The organism is Rhodococcus sp. C26F (assembly GCF_053345925.1).
Genome location: NZ_JBKFBA010000001.1, coordinates 137,729 through 150,024 on the forward strand (window position 1 = coordinate 137,729; position 12,296 = coordinate 150,024).

The window sequence follows — 12,296 nt, forward strand, 5'->3', positions numbered from 1 at the left end:
CCTTCGTGCTGTCGTGAGCGGGTCAGCGCAGGGTGACCTGGCGGCTGCGCAGGCCGTCGCGCGACCGGCGCTCGGCGGCGGTGAGCGGTTCGTCCACGGCGAGGGCCTCGTCGAGGCGCTGCCCGAACTCGATGGTCGGGGTGACCCATTCGTCGGGGTGCTTCTCGCGGTCGAGGTCGAAGACCGGCACCAGCAGACCGTGGGTGCGGAACGAACCGGCGAACCGCGATCCCTCACCGAGGTGCAGACCGCCCGCCGCGTGCACGCGCGACAGCGCCGCCATCAGCGCGTCCTCGTCCTCGGGTCGCACCCAGCGCAGGTGCGCCTTCTCGCCCGGATCGACCCACCACGCGCCGCGGAGACCGTCGCCCTCGAGACGCGCGGACGGCAGCACGGCTTCGTTCGCGTGCTTGACGGTGTGCGCGATCTCGGCGCTCGGTTCTACACCGGCCGGGATCCACCAGTCGAAGTCACTGTGGACGGTGATCGCCGGTACGGCCGCCGGGTCGATCAGCTCGGCCAGCGGCGGGGTGTCGTCGTCGACGCTCGCGACCTGCAGCGACGAGCCCGGCTCGGCCGTGTGCGCCCAGTGCAGAGCCGCGGCCAGTTCACCCGCAGGGTCCGGGCCGAAGCCGGCGGCGAGCTGCAGGCCGACGTACGCGACCGGCTCACCGTTCTCCTCGCGGACCAGGGCCGCGACCCCACCGGGAAGGATGGTCGCACCCACGACGCGACGGCCGTCCTCGGCCGCGGGCAGCTCCGCGAGGGCCGACGGCACGAACTCGCGCAGTGCCACGAGATCGCATTCGAAGGCGAGTCCTTCGAAGGGCCGGGACGTCGCGGCGGCCGCTGCTTCCCGCTCGAGCCGGCGCTGCTCGAGCTTCGCGGCGCGGTTGCTGCCGGGCTTGGGTCCGCTGTTTCTCTTGCTCTTCTTGGCCACGGCGTCAAACTACACGGCGACCCGTGTCGCGATGTCGAGGTCGCGGGACGAGGTGGGGGTACTCACCGATCGAAGGCGTCGAGCTGCAGCTTGGTGCGCCCGGGATGGTTGGTGGCGACCCACTCGACGCCCAGTTCGCGGCACAGCTCGACGTCGGCGGGGTCGTCGACGGTCCAGCAGTAGGTGGCCCGACCCGACAGCGCAGCCCGGTCGACGAGATCGCGGTGCTCGCGCAGCGTCGCGATCGACGGACCGACAGCGGTCGCGCCGACCGTGGTCGCGGCACTGCCGCGCAGGTAGCGCGAGGTCTCCCCCAGCAGCACGGTGGGCAGCAGCGGCGCGGCCCGGCGGATGCGCCAGACGGCCCCCGCCGCGAACGACATCACCACCACCCGGGAGAAATCGGCGGAGGCCGGGGTCGCGAGACCGAAGCGGGCCAGTTCGGCGAGCAGTTTGCTCTCCACGAGACCGCCGTAGCGGACGGGATGCTTGGTCTCGACGAAGACCTTCACCGGGACGCTCGTGAAGTCCATGACGAGTTCGAGCAGTTGCCGCAGCGTGAGCAGGTCGGCGGGCTCGCCGGGACGTCCGTAGTCGTACTGCGCGAGCTCGTCGAGGGTCATCTCGCTGACGACACCGGTGCCGTTCGAGGTGCGGTCGATCGTGCGGTCGTGCACGCACACGAGGTGACCGTCGCGGGTGAGCCGCACGTCGCATTCGACGCCGTCGGCGCCTTCCTTCAACGCGAGTTCGTAGGCGCCGATCGTGTGTTCCGGGAGGGCGGCGGACGCACCGCGATGCGCGACGACCCGGGGATGCGCGCTGCGGGTCACGGCGCCACCGCCTCGACGCGCTCCTCGTCGTCCGCTCGTTCTCCGGCCGACTCCGGAGCGTCGTCCTGTTCTTCGCGGGCCTGTTCCTGCTCGCGCACGGCGGCGGGGACGATGGGCGCGATCGGCGACGAGGCCGGACCTGTCGCGTGGGTGAAGCGGCGACGACGCAGCGGCCGTCCCCACAGATCGGCGTCGTCGAACAGGCGCAGGACGTGCAGGGTCGACAGCGCGACGACCGCCCCGAGCGCCGCGAGGACGGCGGTGAGCAGGACGCCGTCGGCGCGGGCCTGCAGGGTGTCGCGCTGACGCCACGCGAGCAACGCCACCATGAGCACGCCGTTGACCACCCACAACACCCACCAGGTGCGGATCGCGCGGAGCAACCGGGGGTCGCGGTCGGCGATCTCGGTGAGGAAGACACCGGGCATCGCGAGGTTGAGGCCCGGAACGACCAGCCCCGCGAGGATGGACAGCGGCGACCGCGACTCGGCGAGACCACGCTCGGCGTAGATGCGCCGGCGCAGGTCGATCAACCGCAACCCGGATGCGACCGCCGCGGCCAGCGCCACGACCGGCCCGACCACCTGGGTCGCCCACACCGCGGCATCCGACAACGCGAGCACGAGCGGGTCGACGAGACGGGTGCGGTTGTACAGCAACACTCCGTACCGGACGGCCTCGGCGACCGCCGCGAGACCGAAGACGACGGCGGTGCCGACGAGCAGCGTCGGTGCGAGGTCGGCGGCGGTCTCGGCGCGATCGGGTTCGACGTCCTCGTCCGGGAGCGGATCGAGCAGTCCCCAGCGGGGCATCTCGCGATAGGACGGGGTCTCGGCCGACGGGCGCCCGCGCGGAGGCGACGCCGGTTCGGTCGCCGGAGGGCCACCCGCGGGTCGCGCGACCCAGCGGAAGTTGCGGCGCGAGGGAGGAACCGACCCGTCGGGGGCGACGGGTGAGAGCATTACACCGCGGCAGGCCGGGCACCACTGCCGCGGCTGATAGGTCACGGGCCAGCGATTCTCACAGCGCACACAGATCTGATAGGCCGACATCAATAGATCTTTGCCGGTTCGTCGCGCTCGGAGACGAGCGGGAGTCCGTGCTTCTGCCAGGCCACCATGCCGCCCGCGACCTGGAAGGTCTCGTACCCGATGCGGGCCAGGTACTCGACCGCTCCGAGGGAGCGGCCGCCCTGCCTGCAGATCACGTAGATCTCGGCGTCGGGGTCGAGTTCCTCGATGCGGGCGGGCACGTCGGCGAGCGGAATGTGCAGCGCGCCGGGGGCGTGTCCGAGTTCCCATTCGTCGTCCTCGCGGACGTCGAGGAGGACGACCTCGTCGCCGAGTTCGGGTACCAGGTCGACCGACACGGTGGGCACGTCGGAAAAGCTCACGTCTCAATAGTGGCACGCGGCGTGAACGGATGTGGGTGTGGTCGTACCGATCCTGTTCCACAGGTGGGACAGGTGGGTCCTCCACAACACTCCCCATCAACCCCATCCGCTGGAGTTATCCACAGTTTCCACAGGTTCATCAACAGGTCTATCCACGCATGGGGAATCACACTCGAGACATCTCACAGTGGACAGGCGCCCGCCGATGCCCCGTGCAGGTTCCGGCGCTGAAATGATCGGGTCATGGAATTACGCATCTTCACCGAACCCCAGCAGGGCGCCACCTACGACGACCTCCTCGCCGTCGCGCAGACCGCGGAACGACTCGGCTACGGCGCGTTCTTCCGCTCCGACCACTACCTGGCCATGAATGCCGAGGGCCTCCCCGGACCGACGGACGCATGGATCACCCTGGCCGGTCTCGCCCGCGACACGTCGACGATCCGCCTCGGCACGCTCGTCACCTCGGCGACCTTCCGGTACCCGGGCCCGCTCGCGATCTCCGTCGCGCAGGTCGATGCCATGAGCGGCGGACGCGTCGACTTCGGCTTCGGAGCCGGTTGGTTCGAGGAGGAGCACCTCGCCTACGGCATCCCCTTCCCCACGCTGAAGGAACGGTTCGACCGCTTCGAGGAGTCCCTCGCGGTCATCACCGGCCTGTGGGACACCCCCGAGGGCGAGACGTTCTCGTACGAGGGCAAGCACGTGCGGATCGAGAACTCCCCGGCGCTGCCGAAGCCGTACCAGCGTCCCCACCCGCCGATCGTCATGGGTGGCGCGGGCAAGAAGCGCACGCCGGCACTGGCGGCGCGCTACGCCGACGAGTTCAACGTGCCGTTCAAGTCACTGGACGAGACGAAGGTCCTGTTCGAGCGTGTGCGCTCGGCCTGCCGGGATGCCGGACGCGACCCCGAGGAACTGACCTACTCGAACGCACTCGTGCTGTGCTGCGGCCGCGACGAGGACGAGATCGCGCGTCGCGCGGCACGGATCGGCCGTGAGGTCGACGAACTGCGGGAGAACGGACTCGCGGGCACGCCGCAAGAGTTGATCGAGAAGATCCGCACCTTCGCCGAGGCCGGGACGCAACGCATCTACCTGCAGGTCCTCGATCTCGCCGATCTCGAGCACCTCGAACTGGTGGCGAACGAGGTCATGCCCGCCGTCGCGGATCTCTGACGCGCAGGCGGTGCCTGCAGTCCTACCCGGGTCAGTGGCTGCTGGTGGAGCCGAGGAACGCTTCGATGTCCCGGCTCCACTCGCGGCTGCGCCGCACCTCGAGACGCCAGTGCGCGAGGGCGAACAGGCCGGCCGCGGCGGCGGACGAGAACGTCCACAACGACACCCCGGACAACACGGCGGTGAACTTCGCGGCGGAGGTGGTCAGCGGGGGCTGCGTGTATTCGCCGGTGCTCGCCTCGACCCAGACCGGCACCTCGCTGCCCGCGGTCGCGAGACTGTCGACCTGGACGAGGGCGTGACGCGTCTCGTCGCCCCAACCCCAGGTCGCGGGGGCCGAGGAGATCTTCACGGTCTCGCCCCATCCGGAAGAGTCGCTCAGGGCATCGGCGTCGAGGACGGCCGTGACGCTGACGCGTTCGGCGTTCTGCTTCTCGGAGAGTTCGAGCTGGGAGCTCCACATGGTGGCGGACACCCACACCGCGACGGGGATCAGGATCGCCATCACGGCGATCATGAGGGTGAAGCAGCGCGCCTCGAGCTTGTCGGTGCGACGCACGAGCGGATCCCGCCTGCGCAGACTTCGCCGTGTGCGCCGCAGATACCCCGCTCTGGTCGTCATGTCGGCAAGCCGTCCCTTTCCCCCTCTGGAATGATCCCTTTTTCCAGGATGCGTCCGCCTTCGGGGAAGTTCAAGGAACGCCAACGCATCTCACACTCGCACTGCGAGCGGAGATGTGGTGCGCGTCAACCTCGGGTCCTGAGGCCCGACGCTCTCTCAGGCGCCGAGTCCCACCGGGCAACTCACGCCGGTGGCGTGGACGGGGCAGTAGCCGTTGGGGTTCTTCGCGAGGTACTGCTGGTGGTAGTCCTCCGCGTAGTAGAACTGCGTGAGCGGGGCGATCTCCGTGGTGATCTGCCCGTATCCGGCGTCGGCCAGTCGCTTGCCGAACGCTTCGGCCGTGGCCTCGGCGACCTCGATCTGCGTCTCGTCGTGGGTGTAGATCGCCGAGCGGTACTGGGTGCCGTGGTCGTGGCCCTGCCGCATGCCCTGGGTGGGGTCGTGGTTCTCCCAGAACTGCTGCAGGATGTGTTCGTAGCCGATCACCTTCGGGTCGAAGACGACGAGCACCACCTCGGTGTGCCCGGTCCGGCCGGAACACACCTCCTCGTAGGTGGGGTTGGGGGTGTAGCCGCCGGAATAGCCGACCGCGGTCGAGTAGACGCCGTCGAGCTGCCAGAACTCCTTCTCGGCGCCCCAGAAGCAACCCATGCCGACGACTGCGGCCTGCAGGCCCTCGGGGAAGGGGGGAACGATGCGGTTGCCGTTGACGTAGTGGGTCTCGGGGACGGGCAGCGGTTCGGCGCGACCGGGGAGCGCGTCCTCGCGCGTCACCATCTGCGACTTCGAACCTGCACGGGCGAGGATCTCGTCGAACCAGGACATGACCCGATGCTACGCGCGGGTCGGAGCGACAGTCCGTTCGTCGGAAGCGACCTGCTTCGGCGCGAGCCAGCGGCTCTTGATCCAGTGCGCAGCCGGTACCTCGACGCTGCGGTACAGCACCTCGGCGACGAGACCGCAACCGATCAGCAGCAGCACGATCGCCGCGGTCGTGCCGACGAGGCCGACGGTGTTCTCGTAGATCCGGTACATCACGAGGGTGTGGGTCAGGTAGATGCAGTAGCTGCGGGTCGCGACCCAGGAGACGACGGTCGAGCGCGCGAGGCGCCCGTCGTACCGCGCGACCAGCACGATCGCCGCAAAGACCACCGTCACCGTCCACAGATAGCGGCTGCCCGACCAGTAGACGTTGATGTCCGTGGCCATCACGATCACCGCGATCTGCGCGAACATCGCAGCCAGCAGGGCGCGCAGCGAGATCAGGCCGGCCCAGCCGAAGTACACAATCTGCCCCAGGAACAAGGTCGGCAGCGTCGACGCGATCTTCGACAGGAACGGCACCGTGTACGGCTCGGGCACGTACAGGTTGTAGAGGAGCACCAGCATGCACAGCACGGCGCCGAGCATCGGCACCGCCACCGGCGCCGTCCGCAGCAGCGACCGTCCCGCCACGCACCACAGGTAGAACGAGATCTGTGCGGCGAGCGTCCACACCACGCCGAGAACGATCACCTGCGGTTTCAGGAAGAACGCACCCAGGAAGAAGGACAGGAACGCCTCGGAGACCGACACCGTGGTGTGGCCGCTGAAGGTGCCGTTGATGCCGAGCCACACGAGCACGACCGCGGCGAGGATCGCCACCCAGAAGGCCGGCAGGAGCCGCGCGGCCCGGGCGATGAGGAACTTCCGGCGGTCCTGCCGGATCGCGGACCGGGTGACGAGCATGCCCGTGAGCATCATGAACGCCGTCACCCCGACGGACGACAGGTGCTGGTTGAGGCCGGCGCCCTTGACGAGCACCTCGTAGGTGAGGTCGATGCCCCACCAGCCCGTCCCGAGGTCGTCGATCAGGTAGAAGGCGATGTGGGAGTAGAGCACGGCCGCGACCGCGACGAACCGGACGACATCGACGCCCGGCAGATCCACACGCGGTGCATCGGCCCCGCGTGTCGGTTCGTTCAGGAAGGGCCGAAACACGCGCCAATGTTAAGGTCCCGTTCACGCAGCCGTTGCCGATGGTCCCGCTATCCGGCTGTTTGCGCTGGTGAGAGCTATTTTCCGGACGCGTGGGCGGTTCCGGGTGCTCTCCGACACAGTCGCGGTCCGATCGTGTCCGCATTACGGGGAATGTTGCGGACGGTGTAGTTATGGACTTGGGTGGAAACCCGAAAAGGTACGGAATAACTGCACGGGCCGGACGGCCCGGTGAAGAAGGGACCCTTCGTGGCTGAATACACACTTCCGGACTTGCCCTACGACTACGCAGCGCTCGAGCCGCACATCTCGGCGAAGATCATGGAGCTGCACCACTCGAAGCACCACGCCACCTACGTCGCCGGTGCGAACACCGCTCTCGAGAAGCTGGCCGAGGCCCGCGAGAACGGCACCATGGCGGCCCAGGCGACCAAGCTCGAGAAGGACCTCGCCTTCCACCTGGGTGGTCACACCAACCACTCCGTCTTCTGGAACAACCTCTCCCCCGAGGGTGGCGACAAGCCCGAGGGTGAGCTCGCTGCCGCGATCGACGACGCCTTCGGCTCGTTCGACAAGTTCCGCGATCACTTCTCCGCGAACGCGAACTCCATCCAGGGCTCCGGCTGGTCGATCCTCGCGTGGGATTCGATCGGACAGCGTCTGATCATCGTCCAGCTGTACGACCAGCAGGGCAACATCCCGATCGGCCTGACCCCGCTGCTCATGCTCGACATGTGGGAGCACGCCTTCTACCTGCAGTACCAGAACGTCAAGGCCGACTACGTCAAGGCCTTCTGGAACATCGTCAACTGGGCGGACGTGCAGGCTCGCTTCGAGCGCGCTCGCACCGCCACCTCGGGCCTGATCGTCTAGTACGGATCGGTCACAGGTCGCGAGACCGACAGCGAGGGCGCCGGGACACCGGCGCCCTTCGTCGTCTCCGGGCCTGGCCTTCCCCATCCGCTACAGGAATCGCCATCCGCCGCAGCAATTTGCCGAAGCGGATAACAAAAGGTGTAGCGGAAGTGCTGGCACTCGACACCTCTTGTGTGCCAACGGAGAAAACGGGCATTCTCCCCTTACCGACCGAGAGGGAGGAGTGGGATGAACGCCGAGGAACACAGCCGCATCGAGCTGTCCGCATTCCAGTCCGCCGGTTCGCTTCGAGGTTTCGTGGTCTCGGGCAGATGGCCCGCGACCACCCGTGAATGGGCCCAGGTGCTGGCGATGACGGTGCGGATCGCGTCACTGCCGGGACTGCTGCCCACCTCGACGGTGTTCGGGGTCAAGGAAGAACTGCCCGACGACCCCGCACCCGGAACCGTCGGCCTCGTGGTCGCCGAGGGTCCGGTGCTCGGCGAGCGTGCCGTGCAGCCCGGACGGTTCGCCGAACATCAGCCGCCGGCACTGATCATGTTGCATCCGCCGTCGGAGACGACGCCGTCACTGCCGGAGAACGCCGGCGCCGCCTCGGGCTGCGTGCTGCTCCCCGGGATCCCACATCTCGGGCTCGAGCATCGCGCCGCGTGGGTCGAGGCCGAACCGGACGGCACGGTGACGGCGCTGGTCAGCAAGGTGGGAGTGGACCCGGGCAACGACCCCGACACCGCAATTCTGGCCATGCTGCTCGCTTCGTGAGGGCGCCCTGAAAACGAGAGTTCGGTTCTCCGAAAGTTAGCATTGCCTTTACAGAATTCGGTTCGCCGGGCTAACGTTGTCGTCGGCGAAGGGGAGTAGCCCCCAATCGCAGGGTCGACATACTGGCGGCGCTCGACAACGGCACTGCCCGGCCCCGCGGACCGGATCATCCTCCGGTGGGCGAGACCTTCGGCCGCTGGTCGCACCGTGCGTCCGGCGTCCGGAGGAAGCCCCGTTTCCTCCATACGAAAGGAGGAAACGCATATGTGGTCCGCGCTCGTCCTGTCCTTCGCAGTCATCTTCGTCGCCGAACTCGGCGACAAGTCCCAGCTCATGGCGATGACCTTCGCCCTGCGGTATCGCTGGTGGGTCGTCCTGTCGGGGATCCTGTTCGCGACCACCGCGGTGCACCTCGTGTCAGTGGCTGTCGGGCACTATCTGGGTGTCGCGATCCCCGCGACCGCCATCTCCATCGTCGGCGGCATCGCCTTCCTGATCTTCGGCGCGTGGACGCTGCGCGGCGACTCCCTCGACGACGACGAGCAGTCCAAGGCCGGACGCGTCGCGCGCTCCGCCTTCCTCGCCGTGACCTCGGCGTTCTTCCTCGCCGAACTCGGCGACAAGACGATGCTCGCGACCATCACGCTCGCGACCGACAACAACTGGGCCGGGGTGTGGATCGGGTCCACCGTCGGCATGGTCGCCGCCGACGCGCTGGCCATCGTCATCGGTGCCGTGCTCGGCCGGCATCTTCCCGACAACGCCATTCGCTACGGCGCTTCCGCCCTGTTCTTCGGCTTCGGCGCGTGGATGCTCGGCGACGGCCTGTTCCCGGCGACCGGCGTCGTCGGACCGATCGCCGGCGCGGTGGCCCTGCTGCTGTCCGTCGCCGCGATGGTGGTCGTCCGCCGGCGCGCCCGCCGTGTCACGGAGGACGAGGCCCCGGCGCTCACGCGTCCCTGATCACCGTTCCGAGCAGTGTCTTTCCACTCCGCACAGGAGTATGCTTGCCGATAGGCAAATAAATTCGGAGGTGGTTCCATGTCTGAACTCACGGACAGCACCCCTCGATCCGAAACTCCTCCGTTCGACGCGGAAGACGTCCATCGTCTGCGTATCGCGATCGGACGGATCTCCCGCCGCATGGGCATGTTCGCCTCGGAGGAAGGGCTGACGCGTTCGCAGTCGACCCTCCTCACGACCGTCGCCCGCCACGAGACGATCGGAGTCCGCGACCTCGCGGAGATCGAAGGGCTCAACCCCACCATGTGTTCGCGCATGGTGGGCAAACTCGAGGACGCCGGGTTGCTCACCCGGTCCCCCGACGCCGACGACAAGCGCGTCGTCCGCGTCCACATCACTCCCGCCGGTGCCGCACTCTCGGCGGAACTGCGCGACCGCCGCACCGCCCTGTTCGCCCGTCACCTCGCCGAACTGGACGACCGGCACCTCGAAGCTCTGCACGACGCGCTGCCCGCCCTCGAGGCACTCTCGCAGCGCGTCGCCGATTCACCGCGCCCCTCCGCCGAGGGGGGTCGCCCGTGACAGTGCTCGCCGACATCAGAGGACAGACCTTCGCCGCCCTGCGCGGGCCCAACTTCCGCCTCTACATCAGCGGCCAGGCCGTCTCGCTCATCGGCACGTGGATGCAGACGGTCGCGCAGTCGTGGCTCGTCCTGCAGCTCACCGGTTCCGCGACCGCCATCGGCATCGTGCTCGCGCTGCAGACCGTGCCGATGCTGCTGCTCGGCCCCTACGGCGGCGTGGTCGCCGACCGATCCGACAAACGCCGGCTCATGATCGGGTTGCAGACCCTCATGGGTGTGCAGGCCCTGATCCTGGGGTTGCTCGTCGTCACCGACACCATCGCCCTGTGGCACGTCTACGTCCTGGCGGTCGCGCTCGGCCTCAACCAGTGCTTCGAGAACCCCGCCCGACAGTCGTTCATGCTCGAACTGGTCGGTCCGGAGGATCTGCGCAACGCCGTGAGCCTGCAGTCGGTCCTCGCCTCGTGCTCCCGCATGATCGGCCCGGCCGTCGCCGGCCTGGTCATCGCCGCGGGCGGACTCGGCGTGTGCTTCCTGCTCAACGCCGCGAGCTTCGTCGCCGTCGTCACCTCGTTGCTGCGACTCGACGTCTCCCGGCTCCAGCGCTCCCCCGCCGCCGCCCGCGCGAAGGGACAGCTGCGCGAGGGTTTCGCCTACGTCCGCAGCACGTCCGACCTGGCCGTCCCGCTGTTGATGATGGCGCTCGTCGGATGTCTGGCCTTCGAGTTCCAGGTGGTTCTGCCAGTCCTGGCCGACCACACCTTCGCTGCCGGTGCCGGGGCCTACGGCTTCCTCACCGCCGCGATGGGCGCCGGATCGGTGGTGGGTGGGCTCGCCGTCGCCACCTGGGGTCGCACCGGAACCCGGCCGCTGATCCTCACCTCCCTCGCGTTCGGCATCGCCATGGCGGTCGCCGCCGCGGCCCCGAACCTGACCACGCTCATCGTGCTCATGGTGATCGTGGGCGCACTGAGCGTGACGTTCACGTCCACCACCAACAGTTCGCTGCAGCTCGCCTCCGCGCCGACGATGCGCGGACGGGTGATGGCCCTGTGGTCGGTCGCCTTCCTCGGCTCCACGGCCATCGGCGGTCCCATCGCCGGATGGGTCTGCGAGCAGTGGGGTGGCCGGGCCGGACTGCTGCTCGGTGCCGTCGCGTGTCTCGTCGCCGCGGCGATGGGAGTCGTCGCACTGCGCCGCCGGATCGCGACCCCCGCGGAACCCGCGGCCGTGACCGGTTAGGGTTCGTGACGAACGACACTCACACGCCGTAGGGCTCTGTGAGAGAACCCGACGGAGTCGGACTCGGTGTCAACGAGCCCGAACCCGTCGGGTTCACGCAGCCCTCGGCTCGGGACAGGAGATACGAACAGTGGAGATTCAGGGATCCGCCGCACTGGTGACCGGTGCCGCATCCGGTCTCGGCGCCGCAACCGCACGCCGTCTCGCCGACGCCGGAGCCACCGTCTTCGGCCTCGACCTGCAGCAGTCCATCGACCGCGTCGGCGATGCCGCACCCGCGGGTGTCACGCTCCTCGCCACCGACGTGACCAGCGGCGACGAGGTGCAGGCCGCCGTCGACCGCATCGTCGAGTCGGGTGTTCCGCTGCGCATCGTCGTCAACTGCGCCGGTGTCGGCTGGGCCGGCCGCATCCTGTCGAAGAACGGCCCGCACGACCTCGAGCTGTTCCGCACGGTCATCACCGTCAACCTGCTCGGCACCTTCAACGTCATGCGCCTCGCGGCCGACGCGATCTCCAAGACCGAGACGGTCGACGAGTCGGGTCAGCGCGGCGTCGTCATCAACACCGCCTCGGTGGCGGCGTTCGAGGGCCAGATCGGTCAGATCGCGTACTCCGCGTCGAAGGGTGGCGTGCACGGCATGACCGTCCCCGCCGCACGCGACCTCGCGCAGTTCGGCATCCGCGTCAACACCATCGCCCCCGGCATCGTCGACACCCCGATGCTCGCCGGTGTCACCGAGGAGTACCGCAAGGGCCTCGAGGCCGGTGTGCCGTTCCCGTCGCGGCTCGCCCAGCCCGCTGAGTACGCGCAGCTCGCGCAGATGATCGTCGAGCACGACTACCTCAACGGTGAGACCATCCGCATGGACGGCGCGCTGCGCATGGCGCCGCGGTAACCCTTCCTCCGGTAACCCCGCCTCTTC

The 12,296-nt window shown here is 68.5% G+C and carries 14 protein-coding genes; 7 read left to right on the top strand and 7 right to left on the bottom strand.

Going from position 1 to position 12,296, the window contains the following annotated elements:
* Positions 1–22: 22 nt before the first annotated feature.
* The 4 genes from ACLBYD_RS00590 to ACLBYD_RS00605 all read right to left on the bottom strand — a co-directional run bounded on the left by ACLBYD_RS00590 (position 23) and on the right by ACLBYD_RS00605 (position 3,151).
* Positions 23–940: a DUF5926 family protein gene (locus ACLBYD_RS00590; protein WP_447815006.1), complete on the bottom strand. Its 918-nt coding sequence runs from the start codon at positions 938–940 to the stop codon at positions 23–25.
* Between the two features lie 62 nt (positions 941–1,002).
* A complete protein-coding gene (locus ACLBYD_RS00595; RefSeq protein ID WP_059382078.1) occupies positions 1,003–1,773 on the bottom strand; it encodes a glycerophosphodiester phosphodiesterase in 771 nt (256 codons plus the stop codon).
* Positions 1,770–2,825, bottom strand: coding sequence for a DUF4328 domain-containing protein (locus ACLBYD_RS00600; protein WP_447815007.1), 1,056 nt, complete (start codon positions 2,823–2,825; stop codon positions 1,770–1,772). Before ACLBYD_RS00600 ends, ACLBYD_RS00595 begins: the two co-directional genes overlap by 4 nt.
* Positions 2,825–3,151, bottom strand: coding sequence for a rhodanese-like domain-containing protein (locus ACLBYD_RS00605; RefSeq protein ID WP_060652314.1), 327 nt, complete (start codon positions 3,149–3,151; stop codon positions 2,825–2,827). The genes ACLBYD_RS00600 and ACLBYD_RS00605 overlap by 1 nt, the downstream gene beginning before the upstream one ends.
* A 258-nt stretch (positions 3,152–3,409) precedes the next feature.
* On the opposite strand from ACLBYD_RS00605, the gene ACLBYD_RS00610 reads away from it, so the two are divergent.
* Positions 3,410–4,345, top strand: a complete 936-nt coding sequence (locus ACLBYD_RS00610) for an LLM class F420-dependent oxidoreductase (RefSeq protein WP_447815008.1) — start codon at positions 3,410–3,412, stop codon at positions 4,343–4,345.
* Between the two features lie 31 nt (positions 4,346–4,376).
* On the opposite strand, the gene ACLBYD_RS00615 is transcribed toward ACLBYD_RS00610, so the two are convergent.
* The 3 genes from ACLBYD_RS00615 to ACLBYD_RS00625 form a co-directional block, all read right to left on the bottom strand.
* Entirely contained in the window at positions 4,377–4,967 is a 591-nt protein-coding gene (locus ACLBYD_RS00615; RefSeq protein ID WP_447815009.1) for an Rv1733c family protein, read from the bottom strand.
* 156 nt (positions 4,968–5,123) lie between these two features.
* Positions 5,124–5,792 carry a peptide-methionine (S)-S-oxide reductase MsrA gene (gene msrA / locus ACLBYD_RS00620; RefSeq protein WP_447815010.1) on the bottom strand — a complete coding sequence of 223 codons (669 nt, stop codon included), beginning with the start codon at positions 5,790–5,792 and terminating at the stop codon, positions 5,124–5,126.
* 9 nt (positions 5,793–5,801) lie between these two features.
* Positions 5,802–6,896 carry an acyltransferase family protein gene (locus ACLBYD_RS00625; RefSeq protein WP_447815345.1) on the bottom strand — a complete coding sequence of 365 codons (1,095 nt, stop codon included), beginning with the start codon at positions 6,894–6,896 and terminating at the stop codon, positions 5,802–5,804.
* A 297-nt stretch (positions 6,897–7,193) separates the two neighbouring features.
* Between ACLBYD_RS00625 and ACLBYD_RS00630 the strand changes: the two genes are divergently transcribed.
* From ACLBYD_RS00630 to ACLBYD_RS00655, 6 genes are all read left to right on the top strand, one after another.
* Complete coding sequence (locus ACLBYD_RS00630; RefSeq protein ID WP_006553395.1) at positions 7,194–7,817, top strand: superoxide dismutase; 624 nt, start codon at positions 7,194–7,196, stop codon at positions 7,815–7,817.
* A gap of 231 nt (positions 7,818–8,048) precedes the next feature.
* Entirely contained in the window at positions 8,049–8,582 is a 534-nt protein-coding gene (locus ACLBYD_RS00635; RefSeq protein ID WP_060652318.1) for a hypothetical protein, read from the top strand.
* Between the two features lie 264 nt (positions 8,583–8,846).
* On the top strand, positions 8,847–9,545 hold the full coding sequence (locus ACLBYD_RS00640) for a TMEM165/GDT1 family protein (protein ID WP_447815012.1): 699 nt from the start codon (positions 8,847–8,849) through the stop codon (positions 9,543–9,545).
* A 78-nt stretch (positions 9,546–9,623) separates the two neighbouring features.
* A complete protein-coding gene (locus ACLBYD_RS00645) occupies positions 9,624–10,127 on the top strand; it encodes a MarR family winged helix-turn-helix transcriptional regulator (RefSeq protein WP_447815013.1) in 504 nt (167 codons plus the stop codon).
* On the top strand, positions 10,124–11,371 hold the full coding sequence (locus ACLBYD_RS00650) for an MFS transporter (protein WP_447815014.1): 1,248 nt from the start codon (positions 10,124–10,126) through the stop codon (positions 11,369–11,371). Before ACLBYD_RS00645 ends, ACLBYD_RS00650 begins: the two co-directional genes overlap by 4 nt.
* A 130-nt stretch (positions 11,372–11,501) precedes the next feature.
* Positions 11,502–12,269 (top strand): SDR family NAD(P)-dependent oxidoreductase, encoded by a 768-nt coding sequence (locus ACLBYD_RS00655; protein WP_006553390.1) that lies wholly within the window; start codon positions 11,502–11,504, stop codon positions 12,267–12,269.
* Positions 12,270–12,296 lie beyond the last annotated feature (27 nt).

Excerpts from the sequence above, each read along its gene's own strand:
- ACLBYD_RS00615 (WP_447815009.1), bottom strand. The coding sequence starts at position 4,967 with ATGACGACCAGAGCGGGGTATCTGCGGCGCACACGGCGAAGTCTGCGC.
- ACLBYD_RS00600 (WP_447815007.1), bottom strand. The coding sequence starts at position 2,825 with ATGTCGGCCTATCAGATCTGTGTGCGCTGTGAGAATCGCTGGCCCGTG.
- msrA (WP_447815010.1), bottom strand. The coding sequence starts at position 5,792 with ATGTCCTGGTTCGACGAGATCCTCGCCCGTGCAGGTTCGAAGTCGCAG.
- ACLBYD_RS00635 (WP_060652318.1), top strand. The coding sequence starts at position 8,049 with ATGAACGCCGAGGAACACAGCCGCATCGAGCTGTCCGCATTCCAGTCC.
- ACLBYD_RS00645 (WP_447815013.1), top strand. The coding sequence starts at position 9,624 with ATGTCTGAACTCACGGACAGCACCCCTCGATCCGAAACTCCTCCGTTC.
- ACLBYD_RS00640 (WP_447815012.1), top strand. The coding sequence starts at position 8,847 with ATGTGGTCCGCGCTCGTCCTGTCCTTCGCAGTCATCTTCGTCGCCGAA.
- ACLBYD_RS00610 (WP_447815008.1), top strand. The coding sequence starts at position 3,410 with ATGGAATTACGCATCTTCACCGAACCCCAGCAGGGCGCCACCTACGAC.